A 23,072-nucleotide genomic window follows, 5' to 3' on the forward strand; every position below is an offset into this window, starting at 1 on the left:
CCGCGCCGACGGGGGTATTGTGGCGGGCGGTGACTACGAGGCGTGAGTGACATGTGTGCGGAGAGTGACGGACGGGAATGTTGAGGTAGGCCGCCGCCTAATACGCGGCGACGTGCCGTGTCACGCGGTGAGGCCGCGACACGCAGTGAGGCCGCGACACGCGGTATTCGAGGGGGACTCCGGGGGGAGACGCATGCATTCAGTCAGACGGCGCCGTCATGCCGCCGCGGTGGCGGGCCTCGCCTGTTGCCTGATCGCCGGGCCGGGGCTCCCCGCCGGCGCTGTTCCGGGCCGGCCGGGACCCGCCGACGACGCCGCTCCGGGCGGCGTGTCGGGTCCGTCGGCCGACGAGGTCGCCAAGGCGCGGGCGCTGGCCCGCGAACGCGACGAGAGGCTCGGCTCGACCACGGTCCTGGTCGCCGAGGCGCAGGCCAGGCTGGAGGAGCTGGTCGCCCAGGCGGAGCGCCTCGTCGAGTCGTACAACGGGGAGCTGGTCAGGACGGCCCGCGCCAAGGAGCTCGCCGAGCAGGCGGCGGAGCGGGCCAGGAGCGCGGGTTCCCAGGTCGGGGAGGCCAGGGAGGCGGTGGCCGCGATCACCACCCAGAGCTACGGCGGCCTGGACGTCACCCAGCCGATGATCGCCATGATGACCGACAGCGGCGGCCCCACGGACGACGGCTACCTGCGCAGGGCCAGCATCCTGGCCCACATGGGCGGGGGGCAGGCGGAGACGCTCAAGCAGCTGCGGGACGCCCAGGAGGTCTTCGCCATCCTCCAGGCGCAGGCGGACGACGCCTACGCCGCGCAGCGGGAGGCGCAGGCGAGGGCCGAGGAGGCGAAGGCCGCGGCCGAGGAGGCCGTCGCCGGGCAGGTTGACGAGACCCGTCGGATCAAGGAGGAGCAGGCCCGGCTGGAGAAGCTGGCCGCGGAGGCGCGCGACACCGCCGACCTGCTCGCCAGAAGGCGCGAGGCGGCCCTGGAGCAGGCCAGGATCGCCAGGGAGCAGGCCGAGCGCGCCCGATACCAGGCGGCCGCGATGCGCCGCGAGGCGGCACGGATGGCGGTGGCCTCGGGAGAGTCCGCGTCGCGCTGGGCGCGCGACATGACGGCCGGTTCCGCCAGGGGCGACATCGCCGCCGACTGGGCGCTCACCCAGCTCGACAAGCCGTACGTGTGGGCGGCCGCCGGGCCGTCCGCCTACGACTGCTCGGGGCTGACCATGCGGGCCTGGGAGCGGGTCGGGATCGCTCTGGACCACTGGACCGGCACCCAGTGGACGGCGGGCCCGCACGTGCGGCTCAGCGAGCTCCAGCGGGGCGACCTGCTCTTCTACGGGCAGATCACCAGCAACCCCGGCGACATCCACCACGTGGGGATCTACATCGGCCGGGGGCTGATGGTGCACGCCCCGCAGACGGGAGACGTGGTCAGGGTCGCGCCGATGTGGCGCAGCGACCTCGTGGGCGCGACCCGTCCCGCGTGACGACCGGCCGAAGGAACGACCTGCCGAAGGTACCGCCGGCCGGAAAGGCGACCGGCCGGAGAAGGACCGTTAGAGGAATGACCGTCCGGAAGACGACCGGCCAAGGGGCGGCCGGTCAAGGACCGGACGACGAACCGGTCACGAATCAGTGCTTTCCGTGGACCTCGTCCTTGGCGCGCTTGATGGAGCGGACGATCTCCTCCTCGGCCTCCACCCTGCCGACCCAGTTGGCGCCCTCGACGGACTTACCGGGCTCCAGATCCTTGTAGACCTCGAAGAAGTGCTGGATCTCCAGGCGGTCGAACTCCGGCACGTGGTGGATGTCGCGGATGTGTTCCATCCGGGGGTCGGTGGCGGGGACGCACAGAACCTTGTCGTCGCCGCCCTTCTCGTCGGTCATGCGGAACATGCCGACCGCCCGGCACTTGATCAGACAGCCGGGGAAGGTCGGCTCCTGGAGCAACACCAGGGCGTCGAGTGGATCACCGTCCTCGCCGAGCGTGTCTTCGATGAAGCCGTAGTCGGCGGGGTACTGCGTGGAGGTGAAGAGCATGCGGTCGAGCCTGATGCGGCCTGACTCGTGGTCCACCTCGTACTTGTTCCGTTGCCCCTTGGGAATCTCAACGAGAACGTCGAACTCCACCGCGGTTCCTCCACTCAGGCCCCCGGGCACCCCCGGTTGGGCGTTAATGTCTCGTAGGCGATTTATGCCTTTTGGATACCGATGATGAGAGGACGGCGACGAAATGCGGCGTGAGCGGTGGGTGGCTTTGGTCACTCTCGTCCTGCTGCAGATCTTCGTCGTCGCGGCCGGGGCACACCTGATCACCAGCGATGTGCTGGTCGAGGGTGAGCCCGAGACGATCGTCGCGTCGGCCGAGCCGCCCCCCGTCCCGGTCATCACCGCGGGTCCGGTGCTGGCAGCGGGGGGGAACGGCCCTCTCCCCGCCAAGGGTACTTTGGCGGGACGGCTGACCGAGGCGTTGGGTGACCCCGCCCTGGGGGAAAGTGTCGGCGCCGCGGTCCTCGACGCGGAGACGGGCGCCCTGCTGTTCGGCAGCGGCGCGGCCACGGGCATCACCCCCGCCTCCACCACCAAGGTCGTCACCGCGGTCGCCTCGATGGCCTCGCTGGGACCCGACACCAGGCTGAACACCCGTGTGGTGCGGGGCTCCTCGCCCGGTTCGATCATCCTCGTCGGCGGCGGCGACCCCACCCTGGCGAGCCCCAGGACGGCGGGGAGTCCGGTCTATCCCCGGCCCGCCTCGCTCGCCACCCTCGCCTCGCGTACCGCCAGGGCGCTCAAGGCTGCCGGGGTGACCAAGGTGACGGTGGCCTACGACGACTCCCTCTACACCGGGCCGCGCACCGCCGCGACCTGGAAACCCGGCTACGTGCCCGAGGGCAGCGTCGCCCCCGTCACGGCGCTCATGATCGACGAGGGAAGGGTCTCCCGGGGCGGCGACCAGCGGGTCTCCGACCCCTCCCGCACGGCGCACGCCGCGTTCGTGTCGCTGCTGTCGAAGTACGGGGTCGCGGTCTCCAAGTCCGCCAGGCGCTCCAAGGCCCCGGCCGGCGCGCAGGAACTCGCCCGGGTCGACTCCGCGCCTGTCTACGCCCTGGTCGAGCGGGCCCTCACGCTCAGCGACAACGACCTGTCGGAGGCGCTGGCCAGGCACGTGGCGATCAAGGAGGGGGAGCCGGCCTCCTTCGACGGCGGCGCCGCGGCCGTCGGCAAGGTGCTGGCCAGGCTCGGCGCGGAGAAGGGCGTGCGGGTGTTCGACGGCAGCGGGCTGTCTCCGAAGAACCGCATCGCCCCCGAGGCGCTCGCCCGCCTGGTCGCCGTGGCGGCCTCCCCGGCCAACCCCGCCCTGCACCCGATCGTCAGCGGCATGCCGGTCGCGGGCTTCAGCGGCACCCTCGGGCACAGGTTCGGCAAACTCCACTCCGCCTACGGGCTGATCCGCGCCAAGACGGGCACCCTCGACGGGGTCAACACCCTGGCGGGCATGACCAGCACGCGCGGCGGACGCCTGGTGACCTTCGCCTTCATGGCGGACAAGGTCCCGCCGGGCTGGGGCAAGGCGGAGGCGGCCCTCGACAGGCTCGCCGCCGCGGTCGCCGCCGGCTGATCACGGGTTCCGGGTGCGCGAGTCGGCGGCGGAGCACGTACGGTGGACGGTATGCAGGTGATCGACTGGGATCTTGCCGTAGCGACCGGAACGCGCCTGGTGCGCCCCGGGCCGCAAGTCAGCCGAGAGGAGGCCCGGCAGGCCGTCGCCGATTTACGGCGGCTCTCGCGCGAGGCCGAGGGGCACGTCCGCGAGTTCACCCGAATCGACACCGAGACCGCGCCGCAGGCCGCGACCGTCGTCGACAGGCCCGGCTGGATCAAGGCCAACATCGAGGGGTTCCGGGTGGTGCTGGAGCCGCTCACCGAGCGGATGGCCGCCCGGGGCAACCAGACGCCGGCGATCGTGAGCGCGGTGGGCTCGCGCGTCACCGGGGTCGAGGTGGGCGCGGTGCTGGCCTTCCTCGCCTCCCGGGTGCTGGGGCAGTACGAGCTGTTCCTGCCGCCCGACCCGACCGGCCAGGCGCCCACGGGACGCCTCACCCTGGTCGCGCCCAACATCGTCCACGCCGAGCAGGAACTCAACGTCAACCCGCGTGACTTCCGCCTCTGGGTCTGCCTGCACGAGGAGACCCACCGGGTGCAGTTCACCGGCGTCCCCTGGCTGCGCGAGTACGTCAGGACGCAGACGACCGACTTCCTGCTCGCCTCCGACATCGACCTGCCCGCGCTGCTGGAGCGGCTCCGCTCGGCCGCCGGCACGTTCACGGACGTCGTCAGGGGCGGGGAGGGCAACCTGATCGACGCGATCCAGACGCCCGAGCAGAAGGTGATCCTCGACCGGCTCACCGCGGTGATGACCCTGGTCGAGGGGCACGGCGACTACGTCATGGACGCGGTCGGCCCCTCGGTGGTCCCCTCGGTCGCCGACATCCGCGCCAAGTTCCACCACCGCCGCGAGGGCGGTTCCCGTCTCGACCGCACGATCCGCAGGCTGCTCGGCCTCGACCTCAAGATGAAGCAGTACGCCGAGGGCTCGGCCTTCGTCCGCACGGTCGTGGGGCAGGTGGGCATCGACGGCTTCAACAAGGTCTGGACCTCGCCGGAGACGCTCCCCACCCAGGCGGAGATCGCCAAGCCGGAGCGCTGGATCGCCAGGGTGATCGGCACCCCGGCCATCCCCGAGGCCAGCGGCACCATCGGCTGACCGGCCCGGCCGGGTCACCCGATCGACCGGACCATCCGGCTCGACCGGGCCGCCCGGCCGGTCCGAGGCCGCTCACGAACGCGACGCCCGGCCCGAGGGCCGGCCGTGAGCGATGCCCGACCCCGCCCGAGGCCGATCGCGGGCGGTCACTCGCCCCGAGGACGGGTCTGAGCGGTGCCCGGCCTCGCCCGAGGACGATCGCGGCCAGGCGCCCGCTCCCGGGACCGGCCGTGATCGCGAGGCCCGGTCCGAGGACAGGTCTGAGCGGAGCCTGACCACGATCGTGGGCGGGCACCCGCTTCGGGACCGGCCGCGAGCGGGGCGGTCGCGCCGCCTTGCCTCCGAAGGCCGGACAATGGCGGGCATGGGTCCGCATCCCGCCGTCGCCGACGTCCGACGCGCCGTACGGCTCGCGCTGGGCGACATGGAGCCGGGCTCCCTCGTGCTGGCCGCGTGCAGCGGCGGTGCCGACTCCCTGGCCCTGGCCGCCGCGCTGGGCTTCACGGCGCCCCGCGCGGGGCTGCGCGCCGGTCTGCTCAGCGTCGACCACGGCCTGCAGGAGGGGTCGGGCGACCGCGCGGGCGACGTCGTACGGCTCGCGCCCGGTCTGGGGCTCGACCTCGCCGAGGCGCTGCCCGTCTCCGTCGGCACCTCGGGAGGGCCGGAGGCGGCGGCCAGGCAGGCCAGGTACGCGGCCCTGTCGGAGGCGGCGGAGCGTCTCGGGGCGGTGGCCGTGCTGCTCGGGCACACCAGGGACGACCAGGCCGAGACCGTGCTGCTCGGGCTGGCCAGGGGGAGCGGCACCCGGTCGCTGGCCGGGATGCCCGCCCGGGCCGGGATCTACCGGCGTCCGCTTCTGGAGCTCGGCCGCGCGACGACCGTGGCGGCCTGCGCGGCGCTCGGCCTGACCCCGTGGGACGACCCGCACAACCTCGACCCCCGCTACACCCGGGTCCGGGTCCGCGAGCGGCTGCTGCCCGCCCTGGAGGACGAGCTCGGCCCCGGCGTCGCCGAGGCGCTCGCCAGGACCGCCTCCCTGTGCCGCGACGACGCCGACGCGCTGGACGCCTGGGCCGGGGAGGTCTACGCCCGCGTCGCCGTACGGGATTGCGCTCTAAGCGATATCGGAGCGGTGACGGTGGCCGTACGGGACCTGGAGGCACTTCCGGCCGCCGTGCGGCGGAGGGTGTTGCGGAGGGCGGCGATCGACGCGGGATCGCCGCCCGGCACGCTCGCGGCCTCACACGTCCTGCAGGTCGACCGTCTGATCACGGCGTGGCGGGGGCAGCGGCGCGTAGAGGTGCCCGGGGGGGTGGGCGCGATCCGCCGGTATGACACCCTGATACTCGCCAGACAGCCAGCCAGCCCCGTTTCGTAAGGAAAATCCCAGGTGGACGCAGCCGATATGGGCCGGGACCTCTCGAAGGTCCTCATTCCCGAGGAAGAGCTCCAAGCCAAGATCAAAGAGCTCGCGAGCCGGATCGACGAGGACTACGCGGGCAAGGACCTGCTGATCGTGGGCGTGCTCAAGGGCGCGGTCATGGTGATGGCGGACCTGGCGAGAGCCCTGCACCTGCCCGTGCAGATGGACTGGATGGCCGTCTCCTCCTACGGGGCGGGAACCAGGTCGTCGGGCGTCGTGCGGGTGCTCAAGGACCTCGACACCGACATCGCCGGCCGCCACGTCCTGGTCGTCGAGGACATCATCGACTCCGGCCTGACCCTGTCGTGGCTGGTCCACAACCTGAAGTCGCGCAACCCCGCCTCGGTGGAGATCTGCGCCGCGCTGCGCAAGCCGGACGCGGTCAAGGTGCCGATCGACGTGAAGTACATCGGTTTCGACATCCCCAACGAGTTCGTGATCGGTTACGGCCTCGACTACGCCGAGCGTTACCGCAACCTTCCCTTCATCGGAACTCTCGCCCCCCACGTATACGGAGCGGGCTGAAAAGTACGCCCTGCGCGAAGTAAGCCGTTCACAAACGCGACATTGCCCATAGCGGCGGGGAACACGGACCTACCTGACGTACGTTGGTAGGGCAAAGCCGGTCTGTCCGCGCGGTGACCCCGCGCGCCACGCCGGTGTACCTTCGGACAACCGAAGAGGTGGCCTCCCGCCGTCTCTGGGTAGTCAGTTGGAGCGGTTAGGGATACCGCGAACCCCGGGTTCGCCCGGGGTTGCCAGGCTCTGGTCAGGAAGGGACGGGCCCGCCGGGGTTCCGCATCGGATGGATCTCAAGCGATTTACACGTGGGCCACTGCTGTGGATCCTGGGCATCGTCGTACTGCTCCTTCTCGTCACCTCCATGTGGGGCGGTGAGGGCAACTTCGAGAGGGCCGACACCTCAAAGATCGTCAGCTGGATCGACGAGGGCAAGGTCTCGAACGCCAAGATCATCGACAAGGACCAGCGCATCGAGGTCACTCTGACCGACAAGAAGCGCTACTACTCCTCGTGGGTGACGGGGCAGGGCGTGCAGCTCGCCGACAAGCTCCAGGCGGCCGAGGACGCCAACAAGCTGCCCGGCGGATACAACGTCGACGTGCCCAAGGAGAACTTCCTTCTCGGGCTCCTGGTGAGCTTCCTGCCGATCGTTCTCATCGTGCTGTTCTTCCTGTTCATCATGAACCAGATGCAGGGCGGCGGCTCCAGGGTGATGAACTTCGGCAAGTCGAAGGCGAAACTCATCACCAAGGACACCCCGAAGACCACCTTCGCCGACGTCGCGGGTGCCGACGAGGCCATCGAGGAACTCCAGGAGATCAAGGAGTTCCTGCAGGCCCCGGCCAAGTTCCAGGCGATCGGCGCCAAGATCCCCAAGGGCGTCCTGCTCTACGGCCCGCCCGGAACCGGCAAGACCCTGCTCGCCAGGGCCGTCGCCGGTGAGGCCGGGGTGCCGTTCTACTCCATCTCCGGTTCCGACTTCGTCGAGATGTTCGTCGGTGTCGGCGCCTCGCGAGTCCGTGACCTGTTCGAGCAGGCCAAGGCGAACGCTCCGGCGATCATCTTCATCGACGAGATCGACGCGGTGGGCCGCCACCGCGGCGCCGGTCTCGGCGGCGGCCACGACGAGCGCGAGCAGACGCTGAACCAGCTCCTCGTCGAGATGGACGGCTTCGACGTCAAGGGCGGCGTGATCCTGATCGCCGCGACCAACCGGCCCGACATCCTCGACCCCGCGCTGCTGCGCCCCGGTCGTTTCGACCGCCAGGTCACCGTCGACCGCCCCGACCTGGAGGGCCGCAAGGGCATCCTCAAGGTGCACGGCCGCGGCAAGCCCTTCGCCGAGGGCGTCGACCTCGACATCATCGCCCGCCGGACGCCCGGTTTCACCGGTGCCGACCTGGCCAACGTGATCAACGAGGCCGCGCTGCTCACCGCGCGGGCCGACGAGAAGCTGATCACGATGGAGCTCCTGGAGGAGTCCATCGACCGCGTGATGGCCGGGCCCGAGCGCAAGTCCCGCGTCATGTCGGACCAGGAAAAGAAGATCATCGCGTACCACGAGGGTGGGCACGCCCTGGTCGCGCACGCGCTGCCCAACTCCGACCCGGTCCACAAGATCACGATCCTGTCCCGCGGACGCGCCCTCGGTTACACGATGACGCTGCCGATGGAGGACAAGTTCCTCGCGACCCGCTCGGAGATGCTGGACCAGCTCGCGATGCTCCTCGGCGGCCGTACGGCGGAGGAGCTCGTCTTCCACGAGCCCACCACCGGTGCCTCCAACGACATCGAGAAGGCCACCTCCATCGCCCGCCGCATGGTCACCGAGTACGGCATGAGCGAGCAGCTCGGCGCCCGCAAGTTCGGCAGCGGCAACGGCGAGGTCTTCCTCGGCCGTGAGATGGGCCACGAGCGCGACTACTCCGAGAAGATCGCCTCCACGATCGACGAGGAGGTCCGCCGTCTCATCGAGTCCGGTCACGACCAGGCCTGGGAGATCCTCGTCGAGTACCGCGACGTGCTCGACAACCTGGTGCTGGAGCTGATGGAGAAGGAAACCCTCTCCCGCGACCAGGTTCTGCAGATCTTCGCCCCGGTCGTCGTCAAGGAGAAGAGGCCCTCCTACTCCGGCTACGGCAAGCGGCTGCCCTCCAACCGCCCGCCGATCCTGTCCCGCAAGGAGCAGTCCGGCAACGGCTCGCTCCCCGCGGGCGAGGCCGGCGGCAACGGCGCCCTCCCGGCGGGGACGGGTCACCCCGACGTCTCGCCCAAGGACGTGAACTGAGCGTGGGTGGTGCCAAGCCGCTTCAGGTCGACGCGGCCCGGCTGGAAGGCGCCGTCCGGGAGATCCTCATCGCCATCGGTGAGGATCCCGACCGCGACGGGCTCCGCGACACCCCCGCCCGCGTCGCCCGCGCCTACGCGGAGCAGTTCGCCGGGCTGGGGCAGGCCCCGGAGGACGTCCTGACCACGGTCTTCGACGTCGACCACGACGAGATGGTGCTCGTCCGCGACATCGAGGTCTACTCGACCTGCGAGCACCACCTCGTGCCCTTCCACGGCGTCGCCCACGTCGGCTACATCCCGAACGCGAAGGGGCAGGTCACCGGCCTGTCCAAGCTCGCCCGCCTCGTCGACGTGTACGCCAGGCGTCCCCAGGTGCAGGAGCGGATGACCTCCCAGATCGCCGACGCGCTCATGAACGTGCTGGAGCCGCGGGGGGTCATCGTCGTGATCGAGTGCGAGCACCTCTGCATGACCATGCGGGGGGTCCGCAAGCCGGGCGCCAAGACGATCACCTCGGCGGTGCGCGGCGACTTCCGCAACAGTGACAAGACCCGCGCCGAGGCGATGGCCCTCATCATCCGCTGATCGCCCTCCCTCGCGCTTTCGAGAGCCTGTACGGGTGACCCCGCCCGGACCGCCGATCGGCGGTCCGGGCGGGGTTTCCGCTTTCTCAGGGGCTCTGTCAGGATCCCCGGCAGGGCCGCGGCCGGGTTCGTCAGGGGCTCTATCGGGATCCCGGCAGGGCCGCGGCCGGGCCGGTGGCCGGACCCGGCCGGCTCGGTGGCCGGGAAGGGCTGCGGGAGGGGGAAAGTTCCCCAGGCCGACCGTGACCGGGCTAATATCGCCACACCCGGCAGGGCCGGGCTTTTCTCCGACTCTCGGATCGAGACGGCCACGCCCGAAGGTCCCGCGGAGCCGCCGACCCCGAGTGGAGGAGAACGCATGCCGGCCAGAGGTCCCGGGCGCGACACCGGCCGAGGGCCGTCCGCCCTGTGACGGGTGTGCGGATTCGTTATGGCGCAAGCCGGACCCACGAGACGGGCGTACAGTGCGCAACGCCTAGGCTGGTCGCCATGACTACGTGGAGTGTGCCCGGGCTGCCGGACGCGGGCCGGTGCCTCGTGATGGGCGTGGTCAACGTGACTCCCGACTCCTTCTCCGACGGGGGCAGGTGGTTCGACCCGGCGGTGGCCGTGCGTCACGGCCTGGAGCTGGTCGAGCAGGGCGCCGACATCGTCGACGTCGGTGGCGAGTCCACCAGGCCCGGCGCCGCGCGGGTGTCGCTGGAGGAGGAACTCGCCAGGGTGGAGCCCGTCATCCGGGGGCTGAGCCGCGAGGGCGTCACCGTCAGCGTCGACACCATGCGGGCCGAGGTCGCCCAGATGGCCGTGGACGCCGGGGCGAGACTGGTCAACGACGTCAGCGGAGGGCTGGCCGACCCGGCGATGCCGAGGGTCGTGGCCGCCTCCGGGGTGCCGTACGTGGTGATGCACTGGCGGGGGCACAGCCACGCCATGGACCGCAGGGCCGTGTACGGCGACGTGGTGACCGAGGTGCGCGAGGAGCTCGCCAAGCGGGTCGCCTCCGTGCTGGCCGAGGGGGTGGCGGAGGAGCAGATCGTGCTCGACCCGGGGCTGGGCTTCTCCAAGAACCCCGAACACAACTGGGCGCTGATCGCGGGCGTCGACAGGCTCGCGGAGCTGGGTTACCCGCTGCTCGTCGGAGCCTCGCGGAAACGCTTCCTGGGTCGCCTCCTGGCCGACCCGGAGGGCGTGCCGCGCCCTTTCAGTCGTAGTGACGATGCCACGCTCGCCGTGACCGCGCTCGCCGCGCAGGCGGGGGCCTGGTGTGTGCGCGTGCACGACGTCCGTCCGAACGCGGACGCCGTCCGTGTGGCTGCCGCAGTTCAGGGAGCGAGATCATGAGCGTCGACACCACCGCCGTCGAGACGGTCAACCAGGCGTTCTACACCGCCATCGAGGACGCCGACCTCGACCGGATGACCGAGATCTGGGCCGAGGACATCGAGGGTGAGCAGGTGAGCTGCGTCCACCCCGGCTGGCCGATCGTGAACGGCCGGCAGGAGGTGCTGCGCTCGTGGGCGCTCATCATGGCCAACACGCCCTACATCCAGTTCGTGCTGACCGACGTCCGTGTCATGGTCCTGGGCGACGTCGCCATCCTCACCTGTGAGGAGAACATCCTCACCGCGGGCGACGAAGGTGATTCCAGCTTCGCGGCGGGCAAGGTGGTCGCGAGCAACACCTTCGTGCGGACGTCGGCGGGGTGGCGGCTCTGGCTGCACCACGGTTCACCCGTGCTGCAGGGTGACGACGAGGACGAGGAAGAGGAAGCCGCGTGAGCGAGCGCACCGGTGAACGGTCCGGCGGGAGTGGCGGTCACCCGGCGGCAGGGGAGCGGCCCGCCGCGAACGGCGGCTTCGTGACAAACGGGCGGCCCGGCGGGCGCGTCGATTCCACAGTGGGCGCGGGGCGAGCCGGTGACGGGTTCGGGAACGGATTCGGGGACGGGTTCGACGGCGGTGACGGGTCCGGGAACGGATTCGGGGGCGGGTTCGACGGCGGTGACGGGTCCGGGGGCCGCGACGACGCGCCACTGCGGATCGACGACGGCGTCAGCGACCTGATCGGAGACCCGGCCGACGAGCCGGTCGGCGGCCGGTCGCCGGACCCGCTGGACCCGCTGGACCCGCTGGGGAACCTCGCCCCGGGCCTGTCAGGGGAGGTGGCGTACGGCCTGCCGCCGGGCGCGTCCGGCAGGAGGGCCACCGACCGGATCAGCCTGAGAGGGCTGCGGGTGCGCGGTCGGCACGGCGTGCTGGCGGCGGAGCGGGAGCTCGGCCAGGAGTTCGTCGTCGACGTCACCCTGTTCCTCGACACGGCGCCGGCGGCGGCCGGTGACGACCTCACCAGGACCGTCCACTACGGCGAGCTCGCCGAGGACCTGGCGCGGGTCGTGGGGGGCGAGCCGGTCGACCTGATCGAGACCCTCGCCCAGCGGCTGGCCGACGTCTGCCTGTCCCGCGAGCTCGTCCAGGCGGCGGAGGTGAGCGTGCACAAGCCCGCCGCGCCGATCCCGCTGCCGTTCGACGACGTGATCGTGACGATCACCCGGGGCCGGGGATGAGGGTGGTCCTGGCGCTCGGCAGCAACCTGGGCGACCGGTTCGACACCCTGCGGGGCGCGCTCGACGCCCTCTTCGAGCAGCCGGGGCTCACGTTCGTCGCGGTGTCGCCGGTCTACGAGACCGACCCGGTCGGCGGGCCGGAACAGGGCGCCTACCTCAACGCCGTGGTGGTCGCCGAGAGCGCGCTGGAACCCCGGGAGCTCCTCGATCGTGCTCAAGGTGTGGAGAACGCCTTCGGAAGGGTCCGGGTGGAGCGCTGGGGAGCGCGCACCCTGGACGTCGACCTGATCACCGTGGGGGACGTCGTCATGGACGACCCCGACCTCACCCTGCCGCACCCCAGGGCGCACGAGCGCGCGTTCGTGCTGGTCCCCTGGGTGCGGGCCGACCCCGGCGCCGTCCTCTCCGGGCGGCGGGTGGCCGACCTGCTGGCCGGTCTCGACCAGGGATACGTACGGCCGCGCCCCGACCTGACCCTCCAGAGGCCCGCGTGAAGCCAACCCGTCCCGGCGTTCTCATCGGGATCTTCCTCGTGTTCGCGATTCTCACCTGGGGGCTGCTCAGACCGCTCTACTCGGATCTGCCGACCGTGCCGTGGACGGCGATCCCGACGGTGCTGCTGCTGGCGATCGGCGAGTTCTACAGCGGCTGGATGACGAAGGCCAGGATCGAGCGCAGGCCCGACACCAAGCCCGTCGAACCCCTGGCCGTGGCCCGCCTGGCCGCCCTGGCCAAGGCCTCCGCGTACGGCGGGGCGATCTTCGGCGGGATCTTCGCCGGGTTCACCCTCTACACGGTGGAGCTGCTGGAGCAGGAGGTCCCCCGCCGCGACTTCTTCATCACCGGCGGGTCGCTGCTGGCGTGCGTGCTGCTGATCTGCTCGGCCCTGTACCTGGAGCACTGCTGCAAGGTTCCCAAGGACTCCGCGGACGACGACCGCTGAGGCGGGCGCCGCGCCGGCGTGGCCGCCGTGTCCCGGCGTGGCCGCCGCTTCCTAACGCGGCCGTCTCGCCGTCCACTTGCGGCCGAAGAGCATGATGACCGGGAGCGTGCAGACCAGCGCCCCGGCGACGGCCACGGGGCGCTCCAGCCACCAGAACAGGTCGGGCCGCACCCCCGAGCCGGGCCCGCCGCCCGCCAGCCACCAGGTCAGCGCCACCCAGATCGCCATGCCGGTCGTGTGGAACAGGAACAGCGGGAGCGCGAACCGGTTGACCGTCTCGTTCACGCGCTGCCACCTGGGACGTTCGAGCAGGCGTTCCATGGACGGCCTCAGCACCTCCACCAGGCCGATCTGGAAGATCAGGAGCGCCACGATGACGAAGGTGGGCGGGGCCATGTTGGAGAGCTTGTCGCCGGGGACGCCCACCATCGAACCCGGGTAGATGCCCGAGTAGACCAGGCCGAAGAGGGCGAACAGGCCGGTCCACAGGATGGCGACGTCGAAGCGGCGGGGAAGCGCCACCACCCTGTCGTAGAAGAAACCGGCCTGGTGGGCCAGTCCCCAGACGATGATCATGTTGAGCCAGCCCGCGGCCTCGTACCCGTAGCGCAGCCGCAGCACGTCGACGACGAGCGCCGCCCCCGCCAGCCAGATCAGGGCCAGCACGTCGTAGTGCCGGTGCAGCCAGAGCGAGATCGGGAGCAGGGCGATCAGCACGAGGTAGACGCCGATGAACCAGAGCGGGCTGATGACGAGCAGGACCACGCGGTCCATCCACTCGATCCCGAGCGCCCACGCCACGAGCGCGCCGAACACGATCCAGGTCCCGGCCAGCGCCAGCGCGGGGATCGCGAGGCTCCGGATGCGCCGCCACACGAAGGTGCCGATGCCGACACCGCGCTCGCAGGCCCGGTTCCACGACAGCAGGTGGACGTACCCGCCCACGTAGAAGAAGAGCGGCAGCACCTGCAGCAGCCACGTCAGTATCCACAACCCCGAGGTGAAACCCAGCGGGCTCGTCGGCGAGGGGCCGTCGGGGCCCCACTGCAGGATCGTGAACGCCCAGTGCCAGACGACCACGACGATCAGGCTGAACGCGCGCAACCAGTCGACGTACCGGTCCCGGCGCGGCCCGTCCCCGGCGGGGGGAGTCTCGGGCGGAACGGGATCCGAGGTCGTGGTGGTTCCGGTGACGGTCGCGCCGGGCTCGGGGGCTCCCGGAGAAGTGACGGGCTCGGGGGTTCCGGGAGAAGGCTCGGGGGTTCCCGGAGAGGTCGCGGAGAAGGTGCGGGGGGCGGGCGGTGCGGAGGGGGTGGGGAGCGCCGAGGGGGTCGCCCTCTCCTGGTCCTCACCGGGTTCGATCATGCGGTTGCAACCGTGCCTTACTTGTCGATGTCGCCGACGACGAAGAACATCGAACCCAGGATGGCCACCATGTCCGCGACCAGGTGGCCGGGAAGCATCTCGCGCAGCACCTGGACGTTGTTGAAGGAGGCCGAGCGGAGCTTCATCCGCCACGGCGTCTTCTCCCCGCGCGAGACCAGGTAGTAGCCGTTGAGGCCGAGCGGGCTCTCCGTCCAGGCGTAGGTGTGGCCCTCGGGAACCTTCAACACCTTGGGCAGGCGCTGGTTGACCGGCCCCGGGGGCAGGTCGAGGAGCCGTTCCACGCAGGCGTCGGCCAGGTCGAGGGAGACCTTCACCTGCTCCAGCAGCACCTCGAACCGGGCGTGGCAGTCTCCCGCCGACCGGGTGACGACCTTCACCGGCAGCTCGCCGTAGGCGAGGTAGGGCTCGTCCCTGCGCAGGTCGACGTCGACGCCCGCGGCGCGGGCGATGGGGCCGCTCACGCCGTACTGCATGATCGTCTCGCGGTCGAGGACGCCCACCCCGCGCGTGCGGGCGAGGAAGATCTCGTTCCCGGCGACGAGGTTCTCGATGTCGGGCAGCCGCCGCCGCACGTCGGCCACGGCCTGGGCGACCCGGCCCGTCCACCCTTCGGGGATCTCCTCCTTGAGGCCGCCGACCCGGTTGAACATGTAGTGCATGCGCCCGCCGGAGATCTCCTCCATCACGGCCTGGAGGGTCTCGCGCTCCCGGAACGCGTAGAACATCGGGGTGATCGCGCCCAGCTCCAGCGGGTAGGAGCCGAGGAACATCAGGTGGCTGAGCACCCGGTTGAGCTCGGCCATCAGCGTGCGCGTCCAGACCGCCCTGACAGGCACCTCCATGCCGAGCATCCGCTCCACCGCGAGGACGACGCCCAGCTCGTTGGCGAACGCCGACAGCCAGTCGTGCCGGTTGGCCAGCACGATGATCTGCCGGTAGTCGCGCACCTCGAAGAGCTTCTCGGCGCCCCGGTGCATGTAGCCCACGATCGGCTCGGCCGCGCTGATCCGCTCCCCGTCCAGCGTGAGCCGCAGCCGCAGCACGCCGTGCGTGGAGGGGTGCTGCGGTCCGATGTTGAGGATCATGTCCTCGGTCGCGAGCTCCTTGCCGTACGCCCCCCGCACGGCCTCGGCGCCCGCCCCCATTCCCACGTTCAGCTCGCGGGGCGCGCCTTCAGTCATAGGGCCATGCTGTCACGTCAGCCGCGCGAGGCAAGATCCCGCAGGGCCTCGACCAACCGGTCGACGTGCTCGGAGGTCGTGCCGATGCCGATGGAGGCGCGGACGGCGGAGGCGGTGACGTCGTCGCAGCCGCCGTCCTTGGCGCCCAGCAGGTGCCGTACGAAGGGGTGGGCGCAGAACTTGCCGTCGCGGACGCCGATGCCGTAGTCGCCGGACAGGGCCTCGGCGACCTCGCGGGCGGTGAAGCCGTCCACCACGAAGGAGACGATGCCGACGCGCGGGTGGTCCGGGCCCCACAGGGACAGCTCGTGGACGCCGGGGACGGAGGCGAGGCCCGCGCGCAGGCGCCCGAGGAGGCGCTCCTCCTCGCGGACCAGCGGGGTCCAGCCGGTGGCGGTCAGGGCGTCGCAGGCCGCGGCGAGCGCGACGGCGCCCAGCACGTTCGGGGTCCCGGCCTCGTGCCGGGCCTCGGGGTCGTCGTGCCACTCGGTGCCGTCGTCGTTCACGGCCTTCACCGCGCCGCCGCCCCGCAGGTACGGCTCGGCCTCGGCCAGCCAGTCGGAGCGGCCGATCAGCGCGCCGGTGCCGAACGGCGCGTAGAGCTTGTGGCCGGAGAAGACCACGTAGTCCAGGTCGAGCGCCGTCAGGTTGAGGCGGCGGTGCGGGACGAGCTGCGCGGCGTCGACGAGGACGCGGGCCCCGTGGCGGTGGGCGATGTGGGCCAGCGCGGCGATCGGCCAGAGCTCCCCGGTGACGTTGGAGGCGGCGGTCACGACCAGCAGCTTGGGGCCGTCGATCGAGGCGAGGGCGTCGTCGGCGGCCCGGACGGCCTCGCCGGGGAAGGCGGGGGCCGCGAGCCGCACGGCCCGCTCCCAGGGCAGCAGCGAGGCGTGGTGCTCGGTGTCGAAGACCACGGCGGTGGTGCCCTCGGGCAGGCTGCGGGCGAGCAGGTTGGTCGCGTCCGTGGTGTTGCGGGTGAAGATCACCGAGTCGTCGGGCCGGGCGCCGACGAAGGCGCGCACCGTGTGCCTGGCCTGCTCGTAGCGGGCCGTGGTCAGCTGGGACGCGTACCCGGCGCCGCGGTGGACGCTGGAGTAGGCCGGGAGCGCGGCGGCGACGGCGGCGCTCACCGGCTCCAGACAGGGGGCGCTCGCGGCGTAGTCGAGGTTGGCGTAGCGGACGAGCCTGCCGCCCCTGACCGGGACCTCCAGGTCCGAGCCGAGCACGGCCGGGATCGGGCGGTCACCCGGCGTACGGGTCTCGGGGGTGCTCGCGTGAGCGGGGACGAGGCTCTCGGGGGTGCTGAAGATCGTCAGGGTGGACATGCCAGGGCTCCTTCGAGGTCATCGGACCCCAACCCGTGACACAGGTGCCTGGAGCCCGCGCTTGCCCGGCACACCTCGTGCCGGACCAGGTCCTCACCCGGGGCACCCCGCCGCGGACGCGAGGGTTGCCGGCCAGCGAGCCGGGGCTTGTCACTGGCACTCATGACCTACGGGGGAACTATAACCGACACCCCGCGGTGCCTCGCAAGTCCGAAATGTGATCAACCCGATATCAGAGCCTGGACGGGCGCCTTCGGGAGCGCCCGGCGAATTGACAGCGAAGCGTGATGAAGGAGAGGAACTCCGGGCGTCTCCCGGTCGTCCTGGCAGTCAGCCGAAGAAGCGTTCGGGCAGTTGGCCGACGGTGTGTCCCAAGCGCCGACCGACGAAGGAGAAAGCAATGGACTGGGTGACCAACCCGGAGATATGGATAGGGTTCTTCACCCTTGTCGCCCTGGAGATCGTCCTGGGGATCGACAACATCATCTTCATCTCGATCCTGGTGAGCAAGCTCCCGCCCGCGCAGCGTGACAGGGCTCGCAGGCTGGGCCTCGCCGTCGCCCTGATCAGCCGCCTCCTGCTGCTGCTGGCGTTGTCGTGGGTGGTGAGGCTCACAGAACCGATGTTCGAGGTCTTCGGGCAGGGGATATCGGGGCGCGACCTGATCCTGATACTCGGCGGCCTGTTCCTGCTGGGCAAGAGCGTCCACGAGATGCACGGCAGCCTGGAGGGCGACTCGGGCCACTCCGAGGGCAAGGTGGCCGCGTCCTTCACCTCGGTGATCATCCAGATCATGATCCTCGACGTCGTCTTCTCGCTCGACTCGGTGATCACCGCGGTCGGCATGGTCGACGAGCTGGGTGTCATGATCGCGGCCGTCATCGTCTCGGTCATCGTGATGCTGGTCGCCTCCGGGCCGATCAGCCGCTTCGTGGAGCGGCACCCGAGCATCAAGATGCTCGCGCTGTCCTTCCTGGTGCTGATCGGTGTCGTGCTCATCGCCGAGGGGTTCGAGCAGCACATCTCCAAGGGCTACATCTACTTCGCCATGGCGTTCTCGCTGCTGGTGGAGCTGCTGAACATCCGGATGCGCGGCAAGGCGAAGCGCAAGCCGGTCGAGCTGCGAGCCCGCTACGAGGCCGAGGGCGAGGCCGCTCCGGGAACCCCGGAGACCCCGGAGACCCCGGTGGGTCAGGCGGCTCCGTCGGGTCGCGCCGACGAGCCCGCCGAGAGGGGGAAGCCGGACGAACGGGCCTGATCCTGAGCCGGGGATTACGATGCCTACGTGCTCTTTGATCCCTGGAATCCGGAATTCGTCGCCCATCCCTACGACGTCTACGACGAGCTGAGGCGGGAGCGGCCGGTCAGCTTCTTCGAGCCGACCGGCCAGTGGCTGGTGGCCAGGCACGCCGACGTCAACGCGCTGCTGCGGGACCGCAGGCTCGGCCGCTCCTACCTGCACGTGGCCTCGCACCAGGAGTTCGGCAGGCCGGACGACCCCGGGTTCCAGGACCCGTTCTGGCGGGTGATCAGGGCGGGGATGCTCGACGTCGAGCCGCCGGTGCACACCAGGCTCCGGCGGCTGGTGTCGAAGGCGTTCACCCCCCGTATGGTCGAGGCGCTCCGCCCCAAGGTCGCCCGCATGGCCGGGGAGCTGGTGGACGCCTTCGTCGAGCGCGGCGGCGGAGACCTGATCGCCGAGGTCGCCGAGCCGCTCCCGGTCACCGTGATCGCCGAGATGCTCGGCGTCCCCGAGGCCGACCGGCACCTGCTGCGGCCCTGGTCGGCCGACATCTGCGGCATGTACGAGCTCCAGCCGTCGGTCGAGGCCCAGCACACGGCCGTACGGGCGGCCGAGGAGTTCTCCGCCTACCTCGTCGAGCTGGCCCGCGCCCGCAGGGCCGACCCCGGTGACGACCTGATCAGCGCGCTCGCCCTGGTGGCCGACGAGGGTGACAGGCTCACCGAGGAGGAGCTGGTCGGCACCTGCGTGCTGCTGCTCAACGCCGGGCACGAGGCCACCGTCAACGTCACCGGCAACGGCTGGTGGTCGCTGTTCCGCAACCCGGCCGAGCTGGACCGGCTCCGCGCCGACCACGCGCTGCTGCCCACGGCGGTCGAGGAGCTGATGCGCTGGGACACCCCGCTGCAGATGTTCGAGCGCTGGGTGCTGGAGGACGTCTCGGTGGGCGGGGTCGACATCCCGCGCGGCGCCGAGGTGGCGCTGCTGTTCGGCTCGGCCAACCGCGACCCCGAGGTCTTCGCCGACCCCGCCCGCCTGGACGTGGGCCGGGCCGACAACCCGCACATCTCCTTCGGCGCCGGCATCCACTTCTGCCTGGGGGCGCCGCTGGCCAGGGTCGAGCTGATCGAGTCCTTCGGCGCCCTGCTGCGCAGAGCGCCGAAGATGGAGCTCGCCGCCGAGCCCTCCTGGGGCCCGGGCTACGTCATCCGGGGCCTGACCTCCCTCGATGTGCGGGTCTGAGAACCTGCCGAATCCCGGCCGGCGAGCGGGACCCGTCGGCGAGCGGGATCCGTCCCGGGCGGTGGGCCCCGCCGGAGCGACATCGGCCCGGCGGGTGGGCGGCGGCACTGGGACGGCCGGCATCGGTGCGGCGGGTCGGGTGACGGCTCCGGGACGGCCGGCATCGGTGCGGCGGGTGGGCGGCGGCACTGGGACGGCCGGCATCGGCCCGGCGGGTCAGTGACGGCTCTGGGAGAGCCAGCCGAACCCGCCGAGGCCGCCCGCCGCGATGAGCTCCGCCTCCTCCGAGGCCCTGGCGAGAGCCTGCAGGTAGCCGCGCGGGTCTTTCCCGGCCTGCTCGACCGGGGGGCGTCCTCCGGTGACCCCGAGGGCGCGCAACGCCTCGCGCTGCGTGGTCAGCGCCGTCGTGACGGCCCCGGCGCTCTCGCCGGAGGCCGCGCAGGCGTCGAGCGCCACGTGGGCGGTGATGTCGCACGAGCCGTCGGGCACGGGCGCGACCATCGCCCCGTCGCGGTATCCGGCCAGCGTGCCGTACGGCGGCCGGTCGTCCAGGGCGTGGGAGTAGTCGATCGCGACCGCCCGGCCGCGCGCCAGCCGTACGATCACCGACGCCCAAGCCCTGTCGCGCGGCCTGCCGATCTCGGCCCGCTCCCCGACGGTCCGCATCGGCCACCATCGGTCCAGCCAGGCGAGATCCACCTCCGAGGGCCTGCCGCCGAGGCGCTCCTCACCGTCGGTGACGTTGACCATGACCAGCCGGGGCCCGTCCGCCGTCTGCTCCGCGACGTCGACCGGGACGTTGTCGAGCCACTCGTTGGCGATCACCAGCCCGTGGATCCCGTCCGGCGCGGCCCTCGCCCAGACGATCTCCCCGGGCAGCTCCGGCGGCCGGGACGCCAGGTCGACCGCGGTCACCCGCAGTCTCGACCGGAGCGCGGGCGGCGCCGCGGCCAGCACGCCGGCCGCCAGCTCGCCCTCGCCGGCGCCGATGTCGACCAGGTCGAGCCTGGCGGGGCCGCCGAGCGCCTCGTCGATCGCGGCCAGCTCACGCAGCACGGCCTCGGCGAAGACGGGGGAGGCGCCGACCGATGTCCGGAAATGGCTGGAGGGGCGCTCCCGGAGATAGAAGCCGCTTTCGCCGTAGAGCGCATGCTCCATCGCGGCACGCCAGGTGAGCCACACGCTCTCAGACGCTACCCGCCGGGGCGGGGGAACGAGATCGACTCGGGCTGACGCTTCGAGTGAATGCATGACTACATTCTGTCACCGGTTTACGCGATCGTCGTCGACGCCGCGTCGGCGCGCCGCGGTCCGGATCGCCGCGTGAGCCGGGCCCGCGGGTTCTCCGGCGGGTCCCTTACGCTCCCGCTTCGCCCGTCCGGGCCGCTCGGGGAGAGCCCCGCCTCCGCTACCGACCGCTACCGAAGACGCGGCTTGCCGCGGTTACGACGGCCTGGCCCGTTACGCTGGTCAATCGGGCACGGAGCCCCACATGGTCGAAGGACGGGACGTCATGGACGCAGTCGATCGCCCGGCACGGCTGGCCGTCGGAGTGGTTGGAGCGGGCAGGGTCGGTTCGGCGCTCGGCGCCGCGCTCGTCAGGGCGGGACACCGGGTGGTGGCGGCGAGCGGTGTCTCCGACGCCTCCAGGGAGCGGGCGGTCGAGCGGCTCGGGCTCGTCCCCACCCGGCCCGAGGACGTGGTGGCCGGTGCGGACCTCGTCCTGCTGACCGTCCCCGACGACGTGCTGCCCGGCCTGGTCTCCGGCCTGATCGAGACCGGCGCCGATCTGCGCGGCAAGCTGGTGGCCCACACCAGCGGCGCGTACGGCCTGGCCGTGCTGAACCCGGCGATCAAGGCCGGGGCGCTGCCGCTGGCGCTGCACCCCGTGATGACCTTCACCGGCCGCGACGACGACCTGCGCCGCCTCACCGGGATCTCCTACGGGGTGACCGCTCCCGACCCGCTCCGCCCGGTGGCCGAGGCCCTCGTCATCGAGATGGAGGGCGAGCCGGTCTGGATCGCCGACGAGGACCGGCCGCTCTACCACGCGGCGCTGGCGCAGGCGGCCAACCACATGGTGACGCTTGTCGCGGAGTCCTCGGAGCTGCTGGAGAGGATCGGCGTGGAGCAGCCGGGCCGGATGCTCGGCCCGCTGCTCGGCGCGGCCCTGGAGAACGTGCTGAGGCTCGGCATCGCCGGGCTGACCGGCCCGGTGGTGCGCGGCGACGCCGGGACCGTCCGCAGGCACGTGGACGCGCTGATCCTCGCCGCCCCCGAGGCGGCGGACGCCTATGTGGCGCTCGCCAGGCTCACCGCCGACCGGGCGCTGGCGGCCGGGCTGCTCAAGCCGGAGGCCGCGGAGCGCCTCCTGGACGCCCTGGGCGGCAACATATGGACCTGAGTGGCCATGGTGGACACGAGAGTGGCGCAGGAGGCGGCGGGCGGCCCTGAGCGCCCGTGGGGCACGAGAGCGGCCCGGGAGGCGGGGCGCGGTCCCAGGGTCTCGCTGTGCCGCCCCGATGCCGGACCTGATGCCCGACCCGGTGCCCGCTCCGGCGACCCGATCCGGTTAGCTGATCCGGTGAGCCGGATCCGCCCGGCGAAGGCGACCGGCGGATACCGGCGGATTCCGATGACCGTCATTCCTCTCCGGCCCGGGAGCCGGAGGACCCCCGGGAGGTTCCAGTGATCGTGGCGGACGACCGCGCAGGGCTGCTCAAGGCCCGCGAGACACTGGGGATCGGCGCGGGCGCCTCCTCGGGGGGGAACGCGCTCGCGCTCGTGCCGACCATGGGCGCGCTGCACGAGGGCCACCGCTCGCTCATCCGGCTGGCCCGCGAGAGGGCCGCGCACGTGGCGGTGAGCATCTTCGTGAACCCGCTCCAGTTCGGGCCCACCGAGGACTTCTCCCGCTATCCCCGTACGTTCGACGCCGACGTCGAGATCTGCGAGGCCGAGGGGGTGAGCGTGGTGTTCGCCCCCTCGGCCGAGGACATGTACCTGCCGGACAGGCAGGTCGGCGTCTCCGCGGGAGGGATGGGATCGGTCGTCGAGGGGGAGTTTCGGCCCGGCCACCTCGACGGCGTGCTGACCGTGGTGCTGAAGCTGTTCAACCTGGTCCAGCCGGACGTGGCGGTGTTCGGGCAGAAGGACGCCCAGCAGCTCGCGGTGATCCGCAGGATGGTCGCCGACCTGAACCTGCCGGTCTCGATCGTCGGCGGGCCCACGGTCCGCGAGCCGGACGGCCTGGCGCTGTCCAGCCGCAACCGCTACCTGTCGGCGGAGGACCGGGTGACGGCCCTGGCCCTGTCCCGCGCCCTGACGGCCGGGTCCGCGCGGCGCGTCCCCGCCGAGATCCGCCGGGCCGCGCTCGCCGTCCTGGAGGCCGAGCCGTCGCTGGCGCTCGACTACCTGGTCCTGGTCGACCCCGCGACCTTCGCGGAGGTCGGCGACGACCACGCGGGCGAGGCGATCCTCGCGGTGGCCGCCAGGGTGGGCTCCACCAGGCTGATCGACAACGTCACGCTCGCCACCGGCTGACTCCGGGCCGCTTGCCGGTGAGGGCCGGTGGGCGGTAGCGGTAGGCGGTGGGCGGCTGACAGCCGGC

General features: G+C 71.7%; 21 protein-coding genes and 1 riboswitch. Of the genes, 16 read left to right on the forward strand and 5 right to left on the reverse strand.

Going from position 1 to position 23,072, the window contains the following annotated elements; genetic code table 11:
* Positions 1-193 precede the first annotated feature (193 nt).
* Entirely contained in the window at positions 194-1,483 is a 1,290-nt protein-coding gene (locus AC5L38_RS15565) for a C40 family peptidase (RefSeq protein WP_495243502.1), read from the forward strand.
* 145 nt (positions 1,484-1,628) lie between these two features.
* Here the strand turns inward: AC5L38_RS15565 and AC5L38_RS15570 are convergent, their stop codons facing one another.
* Positions 1,629-2,126: an inorganic diphosphatase gene (locus AC5L38_RS15570; protein ID WP_329087576.1), complete on the reverse strand. Its 498-nt coding sequence runs from the start codon at positions 2,124-2,126 to the stop codon at positions 1,629-1,631.
* A gap of 121 nt (positions 2,127-2,247) precedes the next feature.
* Here AC5L38_RS15570 and dacB point away from each other — a divergent pair, with 121 nt between their 5' ends.
* The 11 genes from dacB to AC5L38_RS15625 all read left to right on the forward strand — a co-directional run bounded on the left by dacB (position 2,248) and on the right by AC5L38_RS15625 (position 13,085).
* The gene (gene dacB, locus AC5L38_RS15575; RefSeq protein ID WP_495243503.1) at positions 2,248-3,615 is read left to right on the forward strand and encodes a D-alanyl-D-alanine carboxypeptidase/D-alanyl-D-alanine endopeptidase; all 1,368 of its coding nucleotides are present in this window, start codon (positions 2,248-2,250) and stop codon (positions 3,613-3,615) included.
* 51 nt (positions 3,616-3,666) lie between these two features.
* Positions 3,667-4,761: a zinc-dependent metalloprotease gene (locus tag AC5L38_RS15580; protein ID WP_495243504.1), complete on the forward strand. Its 1,095-nt coding sequence runs from the start codon at positions 3,667-3,669 to the stop codon at positions 4,759-4,761.
* Between the two features lie 364 nt (positions 4,762-5,125).
* The gene (tilS, locus tag AC5L38_RS15585) at positions 5,126-6,139 is read left to right on the forward strand and encodes a tRNA lysidine(34) synthetase TilS (RefSeq protein WP_495243505.1); all 1,014 of its coding nucleotides are present in this window, start codon (positions 5,126-5,128) and stop codon (positions 6,137-6,139) included.
* A 12-nt stretch (positions 6,140-6,151) separates the two neighbouring features.
* Positions 6,152-6,709 (forward strand): hypoxanthine phosphoribosyltransferase, encoded by a 558-nt coding sequence (gene hpt / locus AC5L38_RS15590; protein WP_362695307.1) that lies wholly within the window; start codon positions 6,152-6,154, stop codon positions 6,707-6,709.
* 280 nt (positions 6,710-6,989) lie between these two features.
* Positions 6,990-8,993 carry an ATP-dependent zinc metalloprotease FtsH gene (gene ftsH, locus AC5L38_RS15595; RefSeq protein WP_495243506.1) on the forward strand — a complete coding sequence of 668 codons (2,004 nt, stop codon included), beginning with the start codon at positions 6,990-6,992 and terminating at the stop codon, positions 8,991-8,993.
* A gap of 2 nt (positions 8,994-8,995) precedes the next feature.
* Positions 8,996-9,580, forward strand: a complete 585-nt coding sequence (gene folE, locus AC5L38_RS15600; protein WP_495243507.1) for a GTP cyclohydrolase I FolE — start codon at positions 8,996-8,998, stop codon at positions 9,578-9,580.
* A gap of 488 nt (positions 9,581-10,068) precedes the next feature.
* On the forward strand, positions 10,069-10,920 hold the full coding sequence (gene folP, locus AC5L38_RS15605) for a dihydropteroate synthase (RefSeq protein WP_495243508.1): 852 nt from the start codon (positions 10,069-10,071) through the stop codon (positions 10,918-10,920).
* A complete protein-coding gene (locus AC5L38_RS15610; protein WP_350972537.1) occupies positions 10,917-11,357 on the forward strand; it encodes a nuclear transport factor 2 family protein in 441 nt (146 codons plus the stop codon). Before folP ends, AC5L38_RS15610 begins: the two co-directional genes overlap by 4 nt.
* 395 nt (positions 11,358-11,752) lie before the next feature.
* Complete coding sequence (gene folB / locus AC5L38_RS15615) at positions 11,753-12,142, forward strand: dihydroneopterin aldolase (protein WP_495243758.1); 390 nt, start codon at positions 11,753-11,755, stop codon at positions 12,140-12,142.
* Positions 12,139-12,636 (forward strand): 2-amino-4-hydroxy-6-hydroxymethyldihydropteridine diphosphokinase, encoded by a 498-nt coding sequence (gene folK, locus AC5L38_RS15620; RefSeq protein WP_495243509.1) that lies wholly within the window; start codon positions 12,139-12,141, stop codon positions 12,634-12,636. The genes folB and folK overlap by 4 nt, the downstream gene beginning before the upstream one ends.
* The gene (locus AC5L38_RS15625) at positions 12,633-13,085 is read left to right on the forward strand and encodes a DUF3180 domain-containing protein (protein WP_495243510.1); all 453 of its coding nucleotides are present in this window, start codon (positions 12,633-12,635) and stop codon (positions 13,083-13,085) included. The genes folK and AC5L38_RS15625 overlap by 4 nt, the downstream gene beginning before the upstream one ends.
* A 51-nt stretch (positions 13,086-13,136) precedes the next feature.
* Here the strand turns inward: AC5L38_RS15625 and AC5L38_RS15630 are convergent, their stop codons facing one another.
* From AC5L38_RS15630 to AC5L38_RS15640, 3 genes are read right to left on the reverse strand one after another with little or no spacing between them, the layout of a single operon-like run.
* Positions 13,137-14,450 carry an acyltransferase family protein gene (locus AC5L38_RS15630; RefSeq protein ID WP_495243511.1) on the reverse strand — a complete coding sequence of 438 codons (1,314 nt, stop codon included), beginning with the start codon at positions 14,448-14,450 and terminating at the stop codon, positions 13,137-13,139.
* A 17-nt stretch (positions 14,451-14,467) separates the two neighbouring features.
* Positions 14,468-15,652, reverse strand: a complete 1,185-nt coding sequence (locus tag AC5L38_RS15635; protein WP_495243512.1) for an NADH-quinone oxidoreductase subunit D — start codon at positions 15,650-15,652, stop codon at positions 14,468-14,470.
* Between the two features lie 17 nt (positions 15,653-15,669).
* The gene (locus AC5L38_RS15640) at positions 15,670-16,977 is read right to left on the reverse strand and encodes an aminotransferase class V-fold PLP-dependent enzyme (protein ID WP_495243513.1); all 1,308 of its coding nucleotides are present in this window, start codon (positions 16,975-16,977) and stop codon (positions 15,670-15,672) included.
* Between the two features lie 52 nt (positions 16,978-17,029).
* A riboswitch (SAM riboswitch) is annotated at positions 17,030-17,145 on the reverse strand.
* Positions 17,146-17,377: 232 nt separating this feature from the next.
* Here AC5L38_RS15640 and AC5L38_RS15645 point away from each other — a divergent pair.
* Entirely contained in the window at positions 17,378-18,235 is an 858-nt protein-coding gene (locus tag AC5L38_RS15645; protein WP_495243514.1) for a TerC family protein, read from the forward strand.
* Between the two features lie 27 nt (positions 18,236-18,262).
* A complete protein-coding gene (locus AC5L38_RS15650; RefSeq protein ID WP_495243515.1) occupies positions 18,263-19,462 on the forward strand; it encodes a cytochrome P450 in 1,200 nt (399 codons plus the stop codon).
* Between the two features lie 216 nt (positions 19,463-19,678).
* On the opposite strand, the gene AC5L38_RS15655 is transcribed toward AC5L38_RS15650, so the two are convergent.
* The gene (locus tag AC5L38_RS15655) at positions 19,679-20,620 is read right to left on the reverse strand and encodes an SAM-dependent methyltransferase (protein WP_495243516.1); all 942 of its coding nucleotides are present in this window, start codon (positions 20,618-20,620) and stop codon (positions 19,679-19,681) included.
* Between the two features lie 355 nt (positions 20,621-20,975).
* On the opposite strand from AC5L38_RS15655, the gene AC5L38_RS15660 reads away from it, so the two are divergent.
* Positions 20,976-21,866: a Rossmann-like and DUF2520 domain-containing protein gene (locus AC5L38_RS15660; protein ID WP_495243517.1), complete on the forward strand. Its 891-nt coding sequence runs from the start codon at positions 20,976-20,978 to the stop codon at positions 21,864-21,866.
* A gap of 311 nt (positions 21,867-22,177) precedes the next feature.
* Positions 22,178-23,005: a pantoate--beta-alanine ligase gene (gene panC, locus AC5L38_RS15665; protein WP_495243759.1), complete on the forward strand. Its 828-nt coding sequence runs from the start codon at positions 22,178-22,180 to the stop codon at positions 23,003-23,005.
* Positions 23,006-23,072 lie beyond the last annotated feature (67 nt).

The organism is Streptosporangium nanhuense (genome assembly GCF_059358815.1).